Source organism: Arcobacter ellisii (genome assembly GCF_003544915.1).
In the GTDB taxonomy this organism is placed as follows: Bacteria; Campylobacterota; Campylobacteria; order Campylobacterales; family Arcobacteraceae; genus Aliarcobacter; species Aliarcobacter ellisii.
Window position 1 is genome coordinate 1,810,131 of the sequence record NZ_CP032097.1, and the last position, 20,337, is coordinate 1,830,467.

Sequence of the window (20,337 nt, forward strand, 5' to 3'; positions counted from 1 at the left end):
AAAATTATTAATTTATAACAATCCAATAATTGCTAATTTAAACTTCAATACTATAAAAACAAGAAAAAATCTCATCTTTATCTAAAGTTATCATTCCTTTTTTCTCTTCTAAATTTTGATTAGAACTATTTTCATCAGCAACTCCAAACCAAGGTTCTATACATAAAAAAGGTGCGCCACTAGGTTTTGACCAAATACCTAAATATGGAAAGTTCTCAAAATTTAGTTTTATAAAGTTTTCATTTTTTATATTTTTAAAAATTAGATTTTTTATATTCAAATCATTAAAAACCAAAGCATCATTTTTAAAAAGTTCTTCATTTAAAAATAGTTTTTTATCTTCAAATTTTAAATCCATACTATCATAAACTAAACCCAACTCATTTAAAAAATATCTTTTTGAATTGTTTACTTCAAACTCTAAAAAATAATCCTCTTTTTTTAAATCCTTTTCTAAACTCCAATTAAAAGCAGGATGAGCTCCAATTGAAAAAAGCATTTTTTCATCACTTTTATTTTTTACTTTGTAAGAGATAATCAAACTACTTTTTTCAAGTTTATAAGACAAATACAACTCAAAATCAAAAGGATAAATTTCTAAACTCTTTTCATCAGAACAAAGTCTAAACTCTAAAAAATCATCTTTTTGTTCTATAATTTCAAACTCTTTATCCCTTGCAAAACCATGTTGGCTCATATTGTATTTTTGATTTTTATAAAAATAATTATCCTTTTTTAATCTTCCAACTATTGGAAAAAGTATAGGAGAATGTCTTGCCCAATATTTAGCATCACCTTGCCAAATATACTCTAAATCTTTGCCACATTTTTGTAAACTATTAAGTTCAGCTCCAAAAGACTTGATTTTTGCTTTTATAAACTCATTTTTTATTTCGTAATTCATCTAATAATCCCTTTGATTTTTAGAGCTTCAATAGTAATTGCTTTTCTTTTTGGCAAATCATCTTTTGTTTTTGTATCTATGTTTGTAGCAAAAAACCAAACATCATCTTTTGTCTCTACATATCCCACGTACCAGCCATATTTTCCTTCCCAACCTGTTTTGGCTCGGATTATATAATCTTCACTTTTTTCATCTATCATTATCTCTTTTAAACTGTTCATATCTTCAAGTTTAAAAGGTAAATCATTTGTATAGAATCGTTTTAAAAATTTAATCTGTTCAAATGTTGTTATTTTTAAACTTTCATCTAACCAAAATCTTGTTATTTCATCACCTATTTTTTTATTTCCATAATCCAATTCTTTTAGATAATTTTTATATTTTTCAACTCCAATTTTTGAAGCAAACTCTTGATAACACCAAACACAAGAACTTTTAAAAGCAGTTAATAAAGTTTGGTCTTTATTCCAAGATTCATACTCTCTTATTTTTTTATCCCAAACAATTAAAGAATCTTTTGTTACAACACCTTCATTTAAAGCAATTAAACTGTTTGGAATTTTAAAAGTTGAAGCAGGACTAAAAAACATTTCAGCCCTTTTGTCGTTGTAAATATAGATTTTTTTTGTATTTAAAGATTCAATAACAATAGTTCCCTCAACTTGTTTATTTTTGAAGATATTTTCAAGTTCTGTATCTTTGGCAAATAAAAAAGAGTTACATAATAAAAGTATTGTAAAAAAGAGTTTGATTTTTTTGTGCATTTTGTAGTTCCTAAGTTTTAAGTAAAGTATTCTATAAAATCCTACCTTACTTAAATATTTTTTGAACTAATTAGTTGTTTTTAAAGCCAGAATTTGTTCTTCTGTTTTTTGAAGTTGCTGATGTTTCACTTTTTTTTGAAGCAAATCTATTGTTATTTCCTCTTGGTTTTGCACTTGAAGATGAATTATCTTCAACTCTTTTTTTACCAAAACTTCTTTTAGAATTAGAAGTTGTCTCTTTTGGTTTTGCTGTTCTATTTTGGTTTGAACTATTACCTCTATTGCTTCTATTTCCTATTGGTTCTGCTTTGATATTTGGGTCAACTTTAAACCCTACTATTTCAATTTTTTTGATTTTTTGTTTGATTAATTTTTCAATTCCCCATAAATAATCATGTTCATCAATACAAACCAAAGATATAGCCTCACCTGTATTTCCAGCCCTTCCTGTTCTTCCGATTCTATGAACATAATCTTCTGCGATATTTGGTAATTCAAAGTTTATAACATGGGGAAGATTATCGATGTCAATTCCCCTTGCAGCTATATCTGTTGCCACAAGAACTCTTACATTTCCTAACTTGAAATCATCTAAAGCTTTTGTTCTTGCACTTTGTGATTTATTTCCATGAATTGCTGCTGAACTTATTCCATCTTTTACAAGTGCTTCACTAAGTTTGTTTGCACCATGTTTTGTTCTTGTGAAAACCAAAACTTGTTGCCAGTTGTTTTTATTTACTAGATGTAATAAAAGCTCTTTTTTTCTTTCTCTATCAACTAAATGAACACTTTGTTCGACTTTATGTGAAGTACTGTTTGTCTTTGCTGCTTCTATTGAAACAGGAGAGTTCAATAAACTATCTGCTAGTTTTTTAATATCATCAGAGAAAGTTGCTGAAAAAAGTAAATTTTGTCTTTGTTTTGGTAAAATTGCAAGAACTTTTCTAATATCATTTATAAATCCCATATCAAGCATTCTATCTGCTTCATCCAAGATAAAAAATTCAATTTTTGTTAAATCTAAACAATCTTGAGAAACTAAATCAAGTAGTCTTCCAGGAGTTGCGATTACAATATCAACACATTTTTTTAAAAGTGAAATTTGAGGATTTATTCCAACTCCACCAAAAATAACAGCTGATTTAAAAGGAAGATATTTCCCATAAGTTTCAACACTTTGAGCAACTTGCGCTGCTAATTCTCTTGTTGGAGTTAAAATCAATGCTCTAACATGAGATTTTTTATCTTTTGAATAAGAAGTTTTTAATCTTTGTAATAGAGGAAGTGTAAATCCAGCTGTTTTTCCAGTGCCTGTTTGAGCCGCTGCTAAAACATCTTTTTTTGATAAAATCACAGGAATTGATTTTGACTGTATTGGTGTTGGCGTTGTATAACCCTCTTCTTTAATTGCACGAAGAAGTTCTGCACATAAACCTAATTTTGAAAATGACATAAGTACCTTGTTTTTTATAAACCTACAGAAGTTATAAACTAAAGTTCCGATCTAGGTTGAATAATTTGAGTTTAATTGAGTTGTAAATTGAATACAAAAACGAAGTCAGGCATAGACCGATGTATGCTGAAATTAGGGAATTGTATCATAATTTTTTACAATAATTGTTATTTTTAAAACTAATACTACTTTTTTAGCTATACTGTCAGCCTCACAAATAAAAATAATACAAAGAAAGAACAAAAATCAAATGAATTTATTATCAAAAAACTCTCCGGTAGAACAATCAATTTTAAAAATGAAAGCTGTATTAAAAGATGTTGGTTGTGAAGCCTCATTTTCACAAGAAAAACACCCTTTAGAAAACTGCTTTTCAGTAAACTTAGCTTCAAACGAAGCTCCAAATCATATCTATTCAAATGGAAAAGGAACAATTTCTGATGCTTCAATAGCTAGTGCTTATGGAGAATATATCGAGAGATTACAAACTAACAACTTTTTTATAGATTTTCATTTACCAAATAGAAAATATTACCCTGATGAAGTTGCTTTTGATTTTGGAGGAGATTATTTAACCCCTGAATTAAAAAAAATCTATGATGCAAATGGTGAATTAGAACCAAAAGATTTAGTGGATTTTAACAGTGATTATATGGACAAAATCGTAGCATTGCCATTTATCAAAGAATCGACAAAAGAAAAAACATATATTCCAATAAATATTTTAAGTAACCTTTTTGTGAGCAACGGACTTGCAACTGGAAATACAGCAAATGAAGCAAAAGTTCAGGCACTTAGTGAAATCTTTGAAAGATATTCAAAAATCGCTATTATCAAAGAGGGTTACGCACTTCCACAGTTTCCAGATGAAGTTGTAAAATCATTTCCAAAAGTTTATAAAGATGTTCAAACATTAAGAGATTTAGGTTATATCATTGAAATTTTAGATGCAAGTTTGGGTGGAGTTTTCCCTGTAACTGCAATTTCACTAATAAACACTAAAAACAATACTCTGTTTGTATCTTTTGGAGCTCACCCTATTTTAGAAGTAAGTTTAGAAAGAACTATGACAGAACTTATGCAAGGAAGAGATTTAACAAATCTTGATGCCTTTGAAATTCCAACTTTTGATATGAGTTTAGTGGCTGATAGTTTTAACTTAGAAGCTCACTTTATTGATTCAAATGGAAAATTAGGTTTCCCATTTTTAAGCACTAAAAAAAGTTTTGAATATGCTCCTTGGAAATATGAAGGGAACGGAAGTGATGATGAATATGCATTTTTACTTGATATTTTAAAATCTCAAAACAGAGAAATGTATATGAGAGAATATACATATTTAGATTTTTACTCTTGTCAAATGATTGTTCCAAATTTCTCAGAGGTTTATCCACTTGATGACATGGTTTATAACAACAAAAACAATGGAAAACTTATCCGAGATATGGTTTTAAACTTTGAAAAATATGATGTAAATGATATTTTAGACACTGTTGATAGTTTAGATGATTCTTTAAATATGCAGTTATATATTGGTGTTATTTTTGAAGAAAACTTCACAATGGGAGATTTCAAAGCTCAAATGTTACTTTTATTAGAAGAGTATGATGATGCTTTAGAAATTTTAGAATTTTCAAACAATAAATTTGGTCATTTAGTAGCTCAATTAATCAGAATGCAAAATGATGGTCTTGAATGGGAAAACTATGAAACTGCTTTGTATAATGTTTATGGAAAAGAAAAAATCCAAAAAGCTGTTGATATTCTTGAGGGAAATGGTTATTTAATAAATAGAACTCTACACAAAGATTATAACAATATGTTAAGTATGTTTGATAAATTGGAAGTGAAAAAATTGGCTTTTTATAAAAACTAATTTGTTATAATCAATTAAAATTTTTAAAGGGAAATCATGCAATATATAGAAATATCAAATAAAAGTGTACAAGAAGTTGTAAATTCTATTAAAGAAGTGGCATCAAAATATAGTTTTGGAGTTTTAAATGTTTTAAATATTCAAGAAACTCTTAAATCTAAAGGTAAAAATTTAGAAAATGAGTGTCAAATAATTGATATTTGCAAACCCTCTTATGCAGAAGAATTTTTAAATGAAGATATTTCTTTATCTATAATTATGCCTTGTAGAATTGCAGTTTATACACAAGATGGTGAAACAACTATTGCTTTAAACTCAATAGTTCAATTGGTTGATGATATAAATCCTGATTTGATTGAACTTGCACAAAGAGTACAAGAAGAACTTTTAGAACTAATTGATGAAGTGAAATAAACTATGATAAGTCCAATTGATGCAAGTACCATAAATAGCGTTTCGCAACTAATACAACTCTCTGTTGCGCCTGTTTTTTTACTTGCAGGTGTTGCTGGACTTTTAAATGTATTTACAGGAAGACTTTCAAGAATTATTGATAAAGTTGATAGACTTGATAAATACGAAAATGAGAATATTGAGCTTTTAAAAAACAATGAAGAAATTTATTCAAAAATTGAACAAAGAAGAAAATTTCTTACAATGAGAATGAAAAATACAAATTTAGCTATTTTATTTTGTACAACAACAGGATTATTAATCGCCTTAGTAATTGTTACAATGTTTTTAAGTGCTATTTTTGATTTTAAAGATTCACTTCTTATTGCAATTCTTTTTATTCTTGCTATGGGTTCTTTGATTATTTCTTTATTTTTATTTCTAAGAGAAATTTTTTACACGACATCTTTCATAAAGAGTAAGTTAAGTTATATTCCTTAAAAGAGTTTTTTCCTCTTTTAATTAAAAATTTATACTTTTTACAATAAGTTTTGTTTTTTCTATATTTAATCCAGCTTTTGAACTAGCGTCTTCTAAACTTTCATTATTTTGTAAAAGTCTTAATAAAACTTCGATTTTTTTGTTTGTTTTTATATGTGTAATTGACATATTATTTTTCCTTTTTATTCTTCAATTCAATGAAGTTATTAAAAGATAAATATGAGCTTGTTGTCTAAATGAGTAATATTAACAGTGTGAGAATCAATAAAAGGCAAATAACAGATGAAACTCGAATTCATCTTATGTGGACACAGTATAACTGAATAAAAAAATAAAAGCAAGGGGTTAGAGTTTAAATTAAACTCTAACCGAATCTTTACCATTAAACTCTTTAGCATCTGCTTGTTCAATAATTTTTTTAGAAATCTCTAAAGTTTGTTGAGCAATATTATTTGCTTCAGAAGCACTTTGTGCATTTATTTGTGTTATTTGGTCTAGGTTATTAACAGCATCATTTATTTGAACCATACCTGTTGCTTGTTCTTTGCTAGCAAGTGTTACGTTATCAATTAACTCTAAAGTTGTAGAAATATTTTTATTTAAGTCACTAAATCCTTCTATCATATCAGCAGCAATATCTTTACCTTCTTGAGTTTTTCTTTGAGCATTTTCAACTAAATTTTTAATTTGTTTAGCAGCTTCTGCACTTCTACTTGCAAGTGTTCGCACTTCTCCAGCAACAACGGCAAATCCTTTTCCTGCTTCTCCAGCTGTTGCTGCTTCAACGGCAGCATTTAGTGAAAGAATATTTGTTTGGAAGGCAATTTGGTCGATTACTGTAATTGCTTCTGTAATTGCTGTTGTTTGAGCATTTATCTCTTCCATTGAAAGAACTGTTTTATTTGCAAGACTTTGACCTACTGTGATTGATTCTTTTACTTTATTTCCAAAGTTTGCCATTCTTATTGTTGTTTGATTATTATTTGTAATATTTGAAGTAATCTCTTCAAGTGAAGCTGCTGTCTCTTCTAATGAAGCTGCTTGAGAGTTTGCAGCAGTTGCAATTCCTTGCATATTTTTACTTAGTGTATTTGCATTATTACTTAAAACCATTCCTATTCTTTTATTTTCTAATAGAGTTTGAGTAATAACTTCACCTAAAATATTTACATCTTTTTCAAGTTCTTTAATAATCCCTTCAAGATTATTTTCTGCTAATTTTGGTCTAAAATCTAGTTTTGAATAAGAAGTTAAAACTTTTAAAATATTTGTAACATTACTATTTAAAGTTTCTAACATTTCATTAATAATATTTTTTAACTCATTTAACGATGGATTATTTGAACCAAGTTCAATTTTTGCGTTTAAATGCCCTTTATTAATCAGATTTGTAACTCTAATTGTATCAGCAATTAAAGCTCTATCTTTTTGAATATTTGCTTTTGTCTCTTCAATATTTTTATTTATAATTCTTGACATCATTCCTAATTCATCATCTGATTTTACTTTTATTAGTTCAATATCATCTTTTTCAAAATTAATAAATGCAAAGAAATTTTCAACTCCTCTTTTAACTGAATCAACATCAATTAAAATCGTAAAGGCAATTGTTCTTGCTAAAATCATAGTTAAAGCTATACCAAAAGCACTTAATATTCCAAAAATCAACATATTTTTATTTGCTGTACTTAACTCTTTTTCAATTGCTATAATTAAACCTTCTGAAAGATAATTTTCCACTTTTTTTAATAAATTGATTTTGTCAGTTATTGTTTTAAACCAATATCCTGCATCAATATTAAAATCAGAATCTTTTCCACTAAATAAAGCAACTTTTCTCATTTTTTCTACTTCTTCAACCGAAGTATCTTTCATCGTAGTGTTATAAAAATCAACAGTATCTTTTGAACTAACTTTTACAAATGAATCCATATATGCATTTTGTTCAGCAACTAATGTATAAAATTTTGTTTTTAATTCTAAATCAAAAGCATTTTTAGCAAAAGTATTTGTACCAACTGCTCTTTCAAGACCAGCTCGCTCTTTTGATAATAAAAAGTTCATATATGAAACTAATTTTTGAGAAATTTCTGCATTATTTGATAACTTAGTAATAACACCAATTACATTTAGTAACAATTTATTCATCTCTGTATAATATCCAATTGCAATAGGTGCATTAATAGATAAATTATTTACGTTATTTCTAATATTTGATAAATCTTCAAGCTTTTTAAGACCACTATTTAGGTTTTCTAAAAAATCTTGATTATATGCATTTTTATCAAAAGATGCTAAAAAATTATTCAATTCTGATATTTTTCCATCTGTATCTACTCTTTGATTTGGAAGTTCCGTTTTAAACTTTTCACCTTTACTTCCTAAAAATCCTGCTGTCATACCTCTTTCTTTTTGTGTTTCATGTACTAATGCACCAATCTTAGTTGAAAGTTCTACAACCTTATCTAAAGATTTTAGATTTCTTGAATCACTAAACGAATCATAAGCTAATTTCGCATCTAATAATATTACTACTGTTAATGGAATCAACATTATTAAAATTAGTTTCTGCTTTATTGATAATTTTGAAAGCATTGGAACTCCTTTTGTCATTTTAGACCTATTATAGCCAAAAAAAATGTTATTTTTCTTTTTATTAAAAAAAGCAAGTGCTATATATTTTTTTTGTATACTTCCCCTAAAAAACAACAAAGAAAATTGAAAAATGAAAATAGAAGAAAATTTTTTAGATTTAATATCACACAATAATAATTTAAACCAAGAACAATTTAAAATTTTAGGTCTAGTTCCTGAAAGTGAAGATTGGAAAGAGTTAGCTTTAGAAAAAGAAGTATCAAAAAATGATATGAATTTACTTATGCTTTTAAAAGGAAATTTTTCACATAAAGCTCAAGAACAAATAATCAAAAATTATCATATGGTTTTAGAATTTAATAGTATAAAAGCAAAAGTTTACTCACCTAAAAAAGAAGAAATAAAAATAGAAAATGAAGTAAATGAAGAGGAAGAACACATAAAAATCTATTGTGATGGAGCATGTTCTGGAAATCCTGGAAATGCTGGAAGTGGACTTGCAATTTATTCAAATAAAAAAAATCCCGTTTTATTATATGGTGCATATGAAGAAGAAGGAACAAATAATATAGCAGAGTTAAATGCTTTACATCAAGCATTAACTATTGCTTCACAAACTTCTAGTGAAAATATTATCTCAATATTTTCAGACTCAAAATATGCAATTGATTGTATTACAACTTGGGCATATAGTTGGAAAAAAAATGGTTGGACTAAAAAAGGTGGAGAAATAAAAAATCTTGAACTTGTTCAAGAAGCTCACTATTTATATGAAAAACTAAAAAATAAAATTGAAATTATTCATGTAAAAGGTCACGCAGGAATCGAAGGAAACGAACTTGCTGATAGAATGGCAGTTTATACAATAAAAGCTAAAAACAAGGATTTTGCTTTTTACTCTTATAATAAAATTGAAGAGGTTTTAGCTCTAAAATCTTATTAATATAATTTTGAGTGGCTTTTAGATATCATATAAATAATTATTAAAAATAATCAAGGAACAAGAATGATTGAGAAAAAAGGTTCAATTCTAACAGTTAGAGAAGATATAAAAGTTTTTGATTGTACTATCAGAGATGGTGGTTTAGTAAACAATTATCATTTTAGTGATGAATTTGTAAAAGCACATTACGAAACTTGCGTTGCTGCTGGTGTTGATTATATGGAAATTGGGAAAAACGTATCTCCAACTATTATGAGTGAAGCTGAATATGGTCCTTGGAATTTCTGTAAAGAAGAAGATATTAGAAGAATTGTTGGTGAAAATAACACAAATATGAAAATTGCTGTTATGAGTGATATTGGTAGAAGTTTAAAAGAAGAATTAAGACCAAAATCTGAAAGTGTTGTTGATATGATAAGAATTGCAACATATATTCATCAAATTCCTGCAGCAATCGAATTAATCGAAGATGCACATGCAAAAGGTTATGAAACTACTGTAAATATTATGGCTATTTCAAAATCTTTTGATGATGAGTTAGATGAAGTTTTAGCACAACTATCAAAAACACCTGTAGATGTTATTTATATTGCTGATAGTTTTGGTTCATTTTATCCTGAACAAATCAAAAAATTAACAGAAAAATATTTAAAAGTTGCACAAGAAACTGGAAAACAAATTGGAATTCATGCTCATAATAATCTTCAATTAGCATATGCAAACACTTTAGAATCTATGATTTATGGTGCTAGTTTCCTTGATGTTACAATCTCTGGATTAGGAAGAGGTGCTGGAAACTGTCCACTTGAATTATTAATTGGCTTTTTGAAAAATCCAAAATATAAATTAATGCCTGTATTAAAATTTATTGAAGAGTATATTGTACCACTAGAAAAAGAACTTGACTGGGGATATAGTATTCCATATATGTTAACTGGTCAATTAAACGAACATCCAAGAGCTGCTATGAAAGCTAGAGATGAAAAAGATACAAACTATAGAGAATTTTATAGAAATTTATTAGTTGATTAAAAAAGGGCTTTTGCCCTTTTTTATAAAAAACTAGCTTTTGTAATTTTACTTAACTCTTCACTTACTTTAAAAATTTTTCCTCTTATATTTTTATATCCAAAACTCTCAAGTCTTTTTGTATGTTTATCTAAATATCTTTTTGCATCAGCTTCATTTGAAAATAGATAAATTCCACCTGCTTCTTTTGTTTCTTCATTTTCAGTCCAAATTTTCCAAAGTAATCCCTCTTCATTTGATATATCTTTTGCTAAATCTACAAAAGCCTTTGAAAACTCTTCACCAAAAATTCCATCATGAGGAAAATCTACTTGTAAAAGATAATTCATTTTTAACTCCAAAAATATTTTTTCAAAGTATACTCAAAACAAAATAATTATCTTATTTCTTTAGTCAACTCATTTTGATAAATAATAATTCCTACCAATATAAATACAATATTTTTTACAATATATTGACCAACTAGCGTAAACGCATAAGGAGCTTGAGTAAAACAGAACTCTGGTAATAAAAATAAAGGAGCAAATGTACAAACCATATGACCTAAAAAAATTATTGTTACAATTTTTGTGTAAAAACCACTTAAAAAACCAATCCCAATTGCTACTTCCAACATAGCTAAAAGTTTTATGGATAAACTTCCATCTATCAAATTAAAAAACATAATATCGATTGTTTTTATAGCCAAATCTTCTGCTGGACTTAGTGTTGGAAAAAATTTCAACATTCCATACCATACAAAAATAATTCCCAATGACAAGCGCATTAACTTAATAGTATTTTGCATTAAATTCCCCTTTTTATAAAAAGGTAGTTTAAAACATTTATTCTTTAATAAATATTAATAATGATTATCAATAACTAATAGTTTTTATCATTTAATAATTTTTCAATCTCTTATTTCATATGCACTTTTTACAATATCAACTCCATATTTAGTTCTTAATTTTTGCATTTGATTTGTCAATGATTGTTTTTTTAAATCCTTTTCATATTCAAAAAGATTATAAGTATAATCATTTTGTTTTGCAAAATTAAAAACTGTAATATAAAGTTGAATTACCCCATGAGTTTTATGATTATCTGTTTTTTCAAATAGGTTTACCATTTGATTTTTAAAATCCATTTCATTAAAAATCCTATTTACATTTATATAATTTTTTGATTTTATTTTATATTCATATCTGATTTTTATAGCATAAGTTAATGGATTTACACCTTCTTTTTTTACTAAAAAACATAAATATCTACAAAGAATCATAACTCTTCTTTTTAATTCATCTCTATCAAAAATAACATCAAAAGTTCGCCCTATTCCAATTGATTTTTTTTCCCTTTCAATTGTTAATTTATTATCTCTGATTCCACAAACTCTGTTATACAAATCAATTCCTGGTTTTTTCCAAGAATAAAAAAGTTTTTGATTTTTTCTTATATCTCCTAAAGTTCTTATTCCATAACCTTTAAGTTTTTCTTGAAAACCTTTTCCTATTCCAGGGAATTCTCCAACAGGAATATCTCTTATAAAATTTGCTATATTATCAACACTAACATATTTTATACCATCTGGTTTTGCATATTCGGTTATTAGTTTTGAAAGATATTTTGTATTTGCAATTCCTATTGAAATTGGTAATTTCAACTCTTCATAAATCTTTTTTTTCAATCTATAAGCAAACTCAACTATTTCATTTTCATTTATATAACCTGTTACATCACCAAAAAATTCATCTATTGAAAATTGTTCTACTAAAGGAATCTCTTTTATTAAAAGCTCTTTTAGTTTTGTTGATAAATCATGATACAAAGGATAATTTGGAGGAAGCATTTTAAGTTTAGGGCAAAGGGTTAAAGCCTCATTTACACTCATTGCCGTTTTTACTCCAAATGCTCGTGCCTCATATGATGCTGTTGTTATTATTCCTCTGATTTTTCCATTTTCATCTACAAAATACTCTTTAAAACTTTTATGACCTTCATTTGTAAGTATGGTACTAACAAAAGCTCCACTATTTGATGAGATTTTTCTAATCTCTTTTTTCGATGAAAATATATTTATATTACTTCGTCCTCCAACCGCAACTGGAATATGAAACAAACTATCATCTATAGTTCTGTGAGCAGAAACAAAAAAACAATCTATATCTAAATGTAAAAACATAAAATGATTTTATAATATTTTTAAAAATAGTCTAAAATCTATTACAATTTGAAATATTTTCACTTAATAATTTATTTCCTTTTAAGATTAATAACTTATTATAATTTAATTATTTATTAAGGAGAGAGAATGAAAAAAATTGCACTTTTATTTGTCTGTATCTATAGTTTTTCAATAGCTGCAGAATATGATCCAATAAGAGGAGAAATGTTAGCACTTTCATGTGCTTCTTGTCATGGAACAGATGGAAAATCTGAAGCAATAACTCCATATATTGCAGGTATGGGAAAAACAAGTTTATATCAGACTCTACTTGATTATAAAAATGGTAAAAGAACTGAAACTATGATGCAAAAGCATGTAAAAGGTTTTACAGATGAAGAGCTTGAACAAATTTCTTACTATTTTTCAAGCATAGAAAGATAAAAAGGAAAATACCATGATAAATAGAAGAAATTTTCATAAAATAGTATTAGGAGCAACAGCTTTATCATTTACAGCATGTAGCAATACATTTGAAGATATGTCAACACCTTCAAAAAACAAACAAAGAGTAGTAATTATTGGTGGAGGATTTGGTGGTGCAACAGCTGCTAAATATCTAAGAAGATTTTCACCTGATACAGAAATTATTTTAATTGAACAAAATAAAGAATATTATACTTGTCCATTTAGTAATACTGTAATTGCAGGAATGAATCCAATTGAATATATCAAACATGATTATAAAACATTAGAAAAAAAATATAACATAAAAGTAATCCATGAAAAAGTAAAAAAACTTGATGGAATTAAAAATAGTGTTATTTTAGAAAATGGAAATACTATCTCTTACACAAAAGCAATAGTTTCTCCAGGAATTGATTTTAAATATGAAAAAGGTTATGTACAAGGTTCAGAAGAGTATGCACCACACGCTTATAAAGCAGGAACTCAAACTGAAATCTTAAGAAAACAACTAGAAGAGATGAAAGATGGTGGTGTTTTTGTAATGGTTGTTCCAAAAGATCCTTTTAGATGTCCTCCTGGACCTTATGAAAGAGTTTCTCTTGTAGCACACTATTTAAAAACTAATAAACCTAATTCAAAAATTATAATTCTTGACCAAAAAAATAAGTTTTCAAAACAAGCTTTATTTCAAGATGGTTGGGAACAACTTTATGGTGATATGATAGAGTGGAGAAGTTCTGAATTTGGTGGAAAAGTAATCTCTGTTGACCCAATAAATAAAATAGTAACAACAGAAGATGAAAAAGTTAAAGCTGATGTTTTAAATTATATTCCAGAACAAAAAGCTGGTCAACTTGCTTTTGATTCAAAACTTGTAATGGGTGATTGGTGTCCTGTTAATACAAAAACTTTTGAATCAAAACTTGTAAAAAATGTTCATGTTATTGGTGATGCTTCAATGGCAAGTCCAATGCCAAAATCAGGTTTTTCTGCTAATTCTCAAGCAAAAATAGTAGCACTTCAAATTTCAAGAATTTTGAAAAATCAAGCAGTTATAAATCCTCCTAAACTTGCAAATACTTGTTATAGTTTAGTAGCTCCAAAATATGGTATTTCAATTGCTGCTGTTTATGAAGCTCACAGTGATAAAATAATTGCAGTAAAAGATGCAGGTGGATTAAGCCCACAAAATGCTGATGAAAGTTTTAGAGCTCAAGAAGCAGAATACGCAGTTGGTTGGTATAAAAACCAAATGTCTGACATTTTTAAATAATCTTCATTAAAGGTATTTACTTTTGTAAATACCTTTTTTTATTATATTAATAATCTAAAAAAGCATTATAAAGTTCATCAATAAAATATTCATAATCATCATTCCATTGATTTTCAATCATATTAATAGCTTCAGTTTCTGTTGAAGCACGTAAATGATTTCCTATAATTAAAGATTTTTTTGGTTTTATATTTAAGTAAATTTTGAGTAAATTGTTATATCCAACAAATAAAAGTAATCTTTCAAAAGATATAACTTTATCTATATTTTCTTGTACATATTTATCAAGTGCGATTGAAATAAGCATATTTAGAAGTTTATTTCCCCACATTATTTTATCATTCATAATTGGTTCAATATTTTTATGAATTTTTAGTAATCTTTCTTTATCTTCTATTATCATTTTTTACTTCTTTTTTGAGTTACAAAATTTTACCTATTTTATGTCACAAATAATGTCACATAGTAGAAAATAATTTTTTATTTTTATAAAACTAAGAAAAAGATTTTATCTGTTTATATTTTAAATAGATTGTATTTACTATTTTTTCAATCTCTTCATCACTAAAAAAGCGATTAAATGCCATTTGGATTGAGTTTCTACTTGTAAGTTCATCATATCCCATAGTTTGGATTATTCTTGAAGGTTTTGATAACCCTAATGAACAACCCTCACCATTTGTTAAAAAAATATTATTAAGGGCAAGTGTTCGTATAAGTTCTCTTGCTTTTATGCTTTTTAGTGCAAAATGAAGTGAGTAAGGTAAAGTATCTTTTGGATTTACAAAAAAGTATAAATCTTCAGCAAACTTCTCTTTTAGTTTTTCTAAAAATTTCTCTTTCATCTCATAATTAAACTCTTGATTTTCTAAAGCTTCAAAACAATATTTAACAGCAAGCGTATCTATAAATCCAATATTTAAAAGTTCAAAAAGATTTTCATCTTCAAATAAAATTACTCCTGATAAGTTATAACCTGTTAATTTATAGTTATCAAAATAGATTGCATCACTAAAGTTGCAAATTTGGGCACTTGCATTTGAGATTATTTTAGCAGTTGTTAATTTTTTTACTTCTTCCAAAGAAGTGATTACAAAAGTATCCATAACATAAGAAGATAAAAAAAGAAAATCTATATTTTTACCTTCAAGTTCGTATAGATTTACTTTTCCATCTTTATTTAAACCAATCCAAATGATTTCAAAACCTAAACTTTCATATAGTTTTGCACCATTTATCAAAGCTTCACATTCACCAAGGCTTACAGCTATTTTTCCACGTAGCTCTAAAAAAAGACCTAAAAATCCCTCTTTTGAAAAAGAGAAAGTTTTTAGTTTTGAATAGCCAAATTTCTCTTTATATTTTTTAGTTAACTCTTCAAAATGAGAATTATCCACTAAACTATCAAGTGAATAATTTTCATCTATAAAATCTATTTTTATTGGATTGTATTGTAAAACATTGAGTTTAAACAAGCTCTTTTTTTCCATTTCTATTTCTAAAACAACCAAGTTGGCAATGACTTACTTGAATATCACTATTTTTAACTGTTGCACCAACTGTTTTTAGTTTACTTCTTTTTGCTTCATCCCATAAAACTTTACACTCTAAAGTTTCATGTCCCATATAGTTTCGTTTTAGTCTATTATAAATTACGGCACTTGGGTCTTCAAATTTTAATTTTCCAAAAACACCTAATTCACAATTTGTAATTTTTATTCCCATGCTTTTCGTAATAGCACTCATTTCTATTGGTTTTCTACCAATTAATCTTGCCACTTTAAAAGCTTTTAAGCAAGATAATTTTCCTTCTTCATCTAAATTTGTTAGTAGTAACTCTTTTTGTATATTATCAAGTTCTACAACGACGTTATAATCAATACTAGACATTTATTTTCCTAAATCAGTATATACTTACTACTTATTTAAAGGTTTAATTAATTCTTCAAACCATTTACTAGCATCTTCTACAGTTTCAAATCTTTTTGATTTTGCAACTTGATCTTTTCCTTCATAAAACCTAACTCTAATTCCATCTTCAACATGGTCAATCTTTGTTCTAGTGATTTTTGACATATTCAAATAAACTCTTTCATTTAATCTGACAAACATATTTAAACTCCTACATTTATATTTGGATTATTTTACTTCAATATAGTTGTAATAAATCTTACAAATTTTTATATCCAACAGATTTTACTTAAATCAATGTTGATATTTATTTTATCTCCTGGAAATAACATCTCTTTTTGCATCTCTTCTTTAGTAACTAAAGTATTGAAATTTACCCCTGCAATTGAAAAATCTAATTGAAGATTATCTTCCTTATCATCTTGATGAATTGAAGTTATAACACCAAGAAGAGTATTTTCACTTTTTATCTCATTACAATTCTCTTTACAAACTTTTATATCATTTGAATTTATCATAATAACTGAATCTCTTTTTTTACTTTGACTATTTGGGATTATTAATCTTTGACCATCTATGAATACTTTTACTAAATATCCCAATTCATCTTTTATCCAAGGAGAAAAAAGAAGATTTATATTTCCATTTTCCACTAAATTTCCTTGAAACAGAGCAATTTTTTTATCACTTATATGATTTAACCAATTATAATCGTGACTTGAAATAAATATTGTTGTGTTATATTTTTGTTTTGCAAGCAAAATTGCTTCTTTTATAAGTTGAGCTGAGTTTGTATCAACTCCCGCTGTTGGTTCATCTAAAATCAAAACCTTTGGTCTTAATATAAGTCTTGCTGCAAGAGCAACCCTTTGGGCTTCACCACCTGAAAGCTGACTCCATTTTCTTTTTGAAAAATCACTATCAAGTCCTACTAAAGCTAAAGCTTCATCTACTTTTTCTTTTAAATTTTCATTTTCGTCTCTTATTTTTAAACCATAAGCAATATTTTCAAATACACTTCTTTTTAAAAGGTATGGATTTTGAGGAAGAATTACTATACTTTTTTTTATTTCTGAATCAATTTTATTTGAATCATCAAAAAGTATTTCACCTTTTGTTGGTTTACAAATAAAAGAGAGTAATGAAAAAAGTGTTGATTTTCCACTTCCATTTGGTCCAAAAAATCCAATAATTTGATTTTTATGTAAAATTAAATTCTCTATATTTAAAACTTTTTTTCCATCATAATAGTGTTCTATATTTTTTAATTCATATAAAATACTCATTGAACCCATTTCCTTTTTAATATTGTTAAAGAGATATTAACCATCAAAGCAACAGCAAATAAAACTAATCCTAAAGCAATTCCTGTTACAAACTCACCTTTTCCTGTTTCAAGAGAAATTGCTGTTGTAATAGTTCTTGTATGATATTTGATATTTCCTCCAACCATCATAGAAATACCAATTTCTGTAATAATTCTTCCATAAGCAGTCATAGCAGCTGTCATAAGTCCAAATCTAGCTTCAACCAAAGTAGCTTTTAAAATCTGATATGAACTTGCTCCCAAACCTTTAAGTGATAAATACAATCTTTTATCAACCATCTCAACTTGAGCAGCTGTTAAAGCAATAATTATTGGTAAACCTAAAAAGATTTGTCCAATAATTATTGCTTTTTGAGTAAAGAGTAAATTATATTCACCAAATACTCCAGCTTGAGATAAAGAGGTATATACAACAAGTCCAATAACAACCGTTGGAATTGCTAAAAAAGTATCAACAATAGTTCTAATAATAGTTTTTCCAGGAAATTGATAATATCCTAATAAAAAACCTAAAGGAAGCCCTATTAATAAACTAATAAACAATGACCAAGAAGAGACTGTTACTGTTACACTTATTGCTGAATATACACTTTCATTGCCAGAGACAAGAAGCTGTATAGCTTCTTGAAAACCATCAGTAAATAAATTCATTCTTTACTCTTACCTTTTAATCTATTTTTTTGCGTTTGGTGTAAAAAGTGGTTTTTCTAAAAGTTTGAAATCACCTATTAGTTTTTGTGTTTCATCTTTTACTATCCAGTTTGTAAAATCTTTTGCTAATTGTGTTTTAGTTTTTGGACATCTATCTTTATTTACAGTAATTACACTATATTGATTAAATAAAACGTTATCGTTTTCAACAACTATTTTCATATTGTTTGCTTCACCTTTTTGTGACTCATATTTAATCCAAGTTCCTCTATCTGTTAGTGTATAACCACCTTTTTCTGATGCCATATTAATAGTTGCTATCATTCCTTGACCTGTTTGAATATACCAAGTATCTTTTTCTGGCACAATTTTGCTTACTTTTTCCCACATACCCAACTCTTTTTGGTGAGTTCCTGAGTTGTCTCCTCTACTTATAAATTTTGCATTTTTTTCTTTTATAGTTTTAAAAGCTTCTGCTGTAGTTTTTCCTGATATATCTGCTGGGTCACTTACAGGTCCAATAATTACAAAATCATTATACATAACTTCATTTCTATCAACACCAAAACCTGCATCAACAAACTTTTTTTCAGCTTCAGGAGCATGAACTAATAAAACATCAACATCACAATTTTCACCCATTTTTAAAGCTTTTCCAGTTCCAGTTGAAACCCATTTTAAAGTAGTTCCAGTCTCTTTTTCAAATTGTGGAGCTAAATAATCAAGCAATCCCGTATCTTCTGTACTTGTTGTTGTTGCCATCATTAATGTATCTGCAAATAAACTACTCGCTATTACTACACTTAATCCTAAACTTGCTAAAACTTTTTTCATTTTTCTTCCTTTTTTATAGATTTAATTTAAAATATCAATATTTTCTTCAAAAAATTTACCATTAAATTCAAGAAGTTTTATCTCTTGATTTTGATTTATATTTGAAGTTTGTTCATTTGTTACTAAAATTGAATTACTTTCATATAAAACCGTAATCATTCCAGAACCATATTTATTATCTCTCGTTACAAAAAATTCACCATTTTGAACTTTTCCTAAAACTACATTTACCCTCCCTGCTTTGGTTTTAAACTCTTTTTGATTTATTGCTTTTATAAAACCATGATTTATAGAAGTTTCTCCTTGAAGTTTTTTTAGCATTGGTAAAGCAAATAAATAGATATTTACCATTGCAGTTAGTGGATTTCCAGGTAAACAAATTACCACTGTATTTTGCATTTTTCCCATCATAATAGGACGACCTGGTTTTATATTTACTCCATGAAAAGCTACTTCTAAACCATTTTGCAAAAATGCTTCACCTACAAAATCAGCATCTCCCATAGAAATTCCACCTGTACTTATGATCACATCATAATTTTTTAAATCTTTTATATAAGTCTTTGATTCTTCCAAATTATCAGGAATTACTCCACAATATGTGGCATCAAAATCTTTCTCTTTTAATAATGAAATCAATGCATAAGAATTACAGTTATAAATCTCTTCATCATCTGCATATTCCCAAGGCTCTTTTATCTCATTTCCAGTTGATAAAACGGCTATTGAAATTTTTTTATAAACTTCAATTTTTATCAAACCTTGAGAAGCTAATAGTGTAATAAATGAAGAAGTTATTTTTTCACCTTTTTTTAATATAACACTTCCCTCTTTTTGTTCCTCACCTTTTAGTCTTAGATTTGAGCCTTTTTTTATTTCAATGGGAATTTTTACACTATTTTGTGTCACATCAAAACAGTTTTCTATTGGAATAATCGTATCAGCATCAAAAGGAACTTTTGCTCCTGTCATGATTTTATAACACTCATTTTCTTTTAAAGTTGGCTCTACTTTTTCACCTTTATCCCCTGCAAAAATCACTTTATTTATACTCAAAGTTTTTCCAGCATCACTGAATTTTATGGCAAAACCATCCATTGCAGAGTTATTAAAAGCTGGTAGATTTTTTACACAAATTACATCTTTACTTAAAACTCTTCCTATTGCATCACTAATTGGAATTATCTCTTTAAATGTTGTTTGATTCACTAAATCTAAACTTTTTTGTCTTGCTATTTCAAAATCTAAATAGTTTAATTTTCCATGCATTTT

The 20,337-nt window shown here is 27.2% G+C and carries 23 protein-coding genes; 7 read left to right on the forward strand and 16 right to left on the reverse strand.

Going from position 1 to position 20,337, the window contains the following annotated elements; genetic code table 11:
• Window positions 1-37: 37 nt before the first annotated feature.
• The 3 genes from AELL_RS09220 to AELL_RS09230 all read right to left on the reverse strand — a co-directional run bounded on the left by AELL_RS09220 (window position 38) and on the right by AELL_RS09230 (window position 3,121).
• Window positions 38-904, reverse strand: coding sequence for an aldose 1-epimerase family protein (locus AELL_RS09220; protein WP_118917678.1), 867 nt, complete (start codon window positions 902-904; stop codon window positions 38-40).
• Complete coding sequence (gene blaOXA / locus AELL_RS09225; RefSeq protein WP_118917679.1) at window positions 901-1,668, reverse strand: class D beta-lactamase; 768 nt, start codon at window positions 1,666-1,668, stop codon at window positions 901-903. Before blaOXA ends, AELL_RS09220 begins: the two co-directional genes overlap by 4 nt.
• A gap of 70 nt (window positions 1,669-1,738) precedes the next feature.
• Complete coding sequence (locus AELL_RS09230; RefSeq protein ID WP_118917680.1) at window positions 1,739-3,121, reverse strand: DEAD/DEAH box helicase; 1,383 nt, start codon at window positions 3,119-3,121, stop codon at window positions 1,739-1,741.
• A 250-nt stretch (window positions 3,122-3,371) separates the two neighbouring features.
• Here AELL_RS09230 and AELL_RS09235 point away from each other — a divergent pair, with 250 nt between their 5' ends.
• The 3 genes from AELL_RS09235 to AELL_RS09245 are packed head-to-tail and all read left to right on the forward strand — an operon-like array spanning window position 3,372 to window position 5,891.
• Complete coding sequence (locus AELL_RS09235) at window positions 3,372-4,997, forward strand: YcaO-like family protein (protein WP_118917681.1); 1,626 nt, start codon at window positions 3,372-3,374, stop codon at window positions 4,995-4,997.
• Between the two features lie 36 nt (window positions 4,998-5,033).
• Entirely contained in the window at window positions 5,034-5,411 is a 378-nt protein-coding gene (locus tag AELL_RS09240) for a DUF302 domain-containing protein (RefSeq protein ID WP_118917682.1), read from the forward strand.
• A 3-nt stretch (window positions 5,412-5,414) separates the two neighbouring features.
• A complete protein-coding gene (locus AELL_RS09245) occupies window positions 5,415-5,891 on the forward strand; it encodes a DUF2721 domain-containing protein (RefSeq protein ID WP_118917683.1) in 477 nt (158 codons plus the stop codon).
• A 21-nt stretch (window positions 5,892-5,912) separates the two neighbouring features.
• On the opposite strand, the gene AELL_RS14295 is transcribed toward AELL_RS09245, so the two are convergent.
• Entirely contained in the window at window positions 5,913-6,059 is a 147-nt protein-coding gene (locus AELL_RS14295; RefSeq protein WP_164967221.1) for a hypothetical protein, read from the reverse strand.
• A gap of 189 nt (window positions 6,060-6,248) precedes the next feature.
• Window positions 6,249-8,504, reverse strand: a complete 2,256-nt coding sequence (locus tag AELL_RS09250; protein ID WP_226805976.1) for a methyl-accepting chemotaxis protein — start codon at window positions 8,502-8,504, stop codon at window positions 6,249-6,251.
• 112 nt (window positions 8,505-8,616) lie between these two features.
• On the opposite strand from AELL_RS09250, the gene AELL_RS09255 reads away from it, so the two are divergent.
• Complete coding sequence (locus tag AELL_RS09255) at window positions 8,617-9,429, forward strand: ribonuclease HI (protein ID WP_118917685.1); 813 nt, start codon at window positions 8,617-8,619, stop codon at window positions 9,427-9,429.
• A 63-nt stretch (window positions 9,430-9,492) separates the two neighbouring features.
• Complete coding sequence (locus AELL_RS09260) at window positions 9,493-10,461, forward strand: aldolase catalytic domain-containing protein (protein WP_118917687.1); 969 nt, start codon at window positions 9,493-9,495, stop codon at window positions 10,459-10,461.
• Between the two features lie 20 nt (window positions 10,462-10,481).
• On the opposite strand, the gene AELL_RS09265 is transcribed toward AELL_RS09260, so the two are convergent.
• The 3 genes from AELL_RS09265 to AELL_RS09275 form a co-directional block, all read right to left on the reverse strand.
• A complete protein-coding gene (locus AELL_RS09265; RefSeq protein WP_118917689.1) occupies window positions 10,482-10,787 on the reverse strand; it encodes a monooxygenase in 306 nt (101 codons plus the stop codon).
• A 47-nt stretch (window positions 10,788-10,834) separates the two neighbouring features.
• Window positions 10,835-11,245 (reverse strand): DoxX family membrane protein, encoded by a 411-nt coding sequence (locus tag AELL_RS09270; protein WP_118917690.1) that lies wholly within the window; start codon window positions 11,243-11,245, stop codon window positions 10,835-10,837.
• A gap of 102 nt (window positions 11,246-11,347) precedes the next feature.
• Complete coding sequence (locus AELL_RS09275) at window positions 11,348-12,619, reverse strand: Y-family DNA polymerase (RefSeq protein ID WP_118917692.1); 1,272 nt, start codon at window positions 12,617-12,619, stop codon at window positions 11,348-11,350.
• Window positions 12,620-12,748: 129 nt separating this feature from the next.
• On the opposite strand from AELL_RS09275, the gene AELL_RS09280 reads away from it, so the two are divergent.
• Window positions 12,749-13,045 (forward strand): c-type cytochrome, encoded by a 297-nt coding sequence (locus tag AELL_RS09280; protein WP_118917694.1) that lies wholly within the window; start codon window positions 12,749-12,751, stop codon window positions 13,043-13,045.
• A 13-nt stretch (window positions 13,046-13,058) separates the two neighbouring features.
• A complete protein-coding gene (locus AELL_RS09285; protein ID WP_118917695.1) occupies window positions 13,059-14,342 on the forward strand; it encodes an NAD(P)/FAD-dependent oxidoreductase in 1,284 nt (427 codons plus the stop codon).
• A gap of 46 nt (window positions 14,343-14,388) precedes the next feature.
• Here the strand turns inward: AELL_RS09285 and AELL_RS09290 are convergent, their stop codons facing one another.
• The 8 genes from AELL_RS09290 to AELL_RS09325 all read right to left on the reverse strand — a co-directional run bounded on the left by AELL_RS09290 (window position 14,389) and on the right by AELL_RS09325 (window position 20,334).
• On the reverse strand, window positions 14,389-14,745 hold the full coding sequence (locus AELL_RS09290) for a hypothetical protein (protein WP_118917696.1): 357 nt from the start codon (window positions 14,743-14,745) through the stop codon (window positions 14,389-14,391).
• A gap of 91 nt (window positions 14,746-14,836) precedes the next feature.
• Window positions 14,837-15,817: a cysteine desulfurase gene (locus AELL_RS09295; RefSeq protein WP_118917697.1), complete on the reverse strand. Its 981-nt coding sequence runs from the start codon at window positions 15,815-15,817 to the stop codon at window positions 14,837-14,839.
• Window positions 15,810-16,232, reverse strand: a complete 423-nt coding sequence (locus tag AELL_RS09300) for a ModE family transcriptional regulator (RefSeq protein WP_118917698.1) — start codon at window positions 16,230-16,232, stop codon at window positions 15,810-15,812. The genes AELL_RS09295 and AELL_RS09300 overlap by 8 nt, the downstream gene beginning before the upstream one ends.
• A gap of 27 nt (window positions 16,233-16,259) precedes the next feature.
• Window positions 16,260-16,454 (reverse strand): sodium-dependent tyrosine transporter, encoded by a 195-nt coding sequence (locus AELL_RS09305; protein WP_118917699.1) that lies wholly within the window; start codon window positions 16,452-16,454, stop codon window positions 16,260-16,262.
• A gap of 68 nt (window positions 16,455-16,522) precedes the next feature.
• On the reverse strand, window positions 16,523-17,539 hold the full coding sequence (locus AELL_RS09310; RefSeq protein WP_118917700.1) for an energy-coupling factor ABC transporter ATP-binding protein: 1,017 nt from the start codon (window positions 17,537-17,539) through the stop codon (window positions 16,523-16,525).
• Window positions 17,536-18,231 (reverse strand): ABC transporter permease, encoded by a 696-nt coding sequence (locus AELL_RS09315; RefSeq protein ID WP_118917701.1) that lies wholly within the window; start codon window positions 18,229-18,231, stop codon window positions 17,536-17,538. The genes AELL_RS09310 and AELL_RS09315 overlap by 4 nt, the downstream gene beginning before the upstream one ends.
• Before the next feature lie 21 nt (window positions 18,232-18,252).
• Window positions 18,253-19,065, reverse strand: coding sequence for an ABC transporter substrate-binding protein (locus AELL_RS09320; protein ID WP_118917702.1), 813 nt, complete (start codon window positions 19,063-19,065; stop codon window positions 18,253-18,255).
• Between the two features lie 21 nt (window positions 19,066-19,086).
• Window positions 19,087-20,334: a molybdopterin molybdotransferase MoeA gene (locus tag AELL_RS09325; protein ID WP_118917703.1), complete on the reverse strand. Its 1,248-nt coding sequence runs from the start codon at window positions 20,332-20,334 to the stop codon at window positions 19,087-19,089.
• Between the last annotated feature and the right edge of the window lie 3 nt (window positions 20,335-20,337).

Bases quoted from the DNA above. Each gene is read 5' to 3' on its own strand.
- AELL_RS09300 (WP_118917698.1), bottom strand. From the start codon at position 16,232: ATGTCTAGTATTGATTATAACGTCGTTGTAGAACTTGATAATATACAA.
- AELL_RS09250 (WP_226805976.1), bottom strand. From the start codon at position 8,504: ATGACAAAAGGAGTTCCAATGCTTTCAAAATTATCAATAAAGCAGAAA.
- AELL_RS14295 (WP_164967221.1), bottom strand. From the start codon at position 6,059: ATGTCAATTACACATATAAAAACAAACAAAAAAATCGAAGTTTTATTA.
- AELL_RS09265 (WP_118917689.1), bottom strand. From the start codon at position 10,787: ATGAATTATCTTTTACAAGTAGATTTTCCTCATGATGGAATTTTTGGT.
- AELL_RS09305 (WP_118917699.1), bottom strand. From the start codon at position 16,454: ATGTTTGTCAGATTAAATGAAAGAGTTTATTTGAATATGTCAAAAATC.
- AELL_RS09285 (WP_118917695.1), top strand. From the start codon at position 13,059: ATGATAAATAGAAGAAATTTTCATAAAATAGTATTAGGAGCAACAGCT.
- AELL_RS09235 (WP_118917681.1), top strand. From the start codon at position 3,372: ATGAATTTATTATCAAAAAACTCTCCGGTAGAACAATCAATTTTAAAA.
- AELL_RS09310 (WP_118917700.1), bottom strand. From the start codon at position 17,539: ATGAGTATTTTATATGAATTAAAAAATATAGAACACTATTATGATGGA.
- AELL_RS09280 (WP_118917694.1), top strand. From the start codon at position 12,749: ATGAAAAAAATTGCACTTTTATTTGTCTGTATCTATAGTTTTTCAATA.
- AELL_RS09320 (WP_118917702.1), bottom strand. From the start codon at position 19,065: ATGAAAAAAGTTTTAGCAAGTTTAGGATTAAGTGTAGTAATAGCGAGT.
- AELL_RS09275 (WP_118917692.1), bottom strand. From the start codon at position 12,619: ATGTTTTTACATTTAGATATAGATTGTTTTTTTGTTTCTGCTCACAGA.
- AELL_RS09325 (WP_118917703.1), bottom strand. From the start codon at position 20,334: ATGCATGGAAAATTAAACTATTTAGATTTTGAAATAGCAAGACAAAAA.
- AELL_RS09240 (WP_118917682.1), top strand. From the start codon at position 5,034: ATGCAATATATAGAAATATCAAATAAAAGTGTACAAGAAGTTGTAAAT.
- AELL_RS09230 (WP_118917680.1), bottom strand. From the start codon at position 3,121: ATGTCATTTTCAAAATTAGGTTTATGTGCAGAACTTCTTCGTGCAATT.
- AELL_RS09245 (WP_118917683.1), top strand. From the start codon at position 5,415: ATGATAAGTCCAATTGATGCAAGTACCATAAATAGCGTTTCGCAACTA.
- AELL_RS09255 (WP_118917685.1), top strand. From the start codon at position 8,617: ATGAAAATAGAAGAAAATTTTTTAGATTTAATATCACACAATAATAAT.
- AELL_RS09260 (WP_118917687.1), top strand. From the start codon at position 9,493: ATGATTGAGAAAAAAGGTTCAATTCTAACAGTTAGAGAAGATATAAAA.
- blaOXA (WP_118917679.1), bottom strand. From the start codon at position 1,668: ATGCACAAAAAAATCAAACTCTTTTTTACAATACTTTTATTATGTAAC.
- AELL_RS09315 (WP_118917701.1), bottom strand. From the start codon at position 18,231: ATGAATTTATTTACTGATGGTTTTCAAGAAGCTATACAGCTTCTTGTC.
- AELL_RS09290 (WP_118917696.1), bottom strand. From the start codon at position 14,745: ATGATAATAGAAGATAAAGAAAGATTACTAAAAATTCATAAAAATATT.
- AELL_RS09220 (WP_118917678.1), bottom strand. From the start codon at position 904: ATGAATTACGAAATAAAAAATGAGTTTATAAAAGCAAAAATCAAGTCT.
- AELL_RS09270 (WP_118917690.1), bottom strand. From the start codon at position 11,245: ATGCAAAATACTATTAAGTTAATGCGCTTGTCATTGGGAATTATTTTT.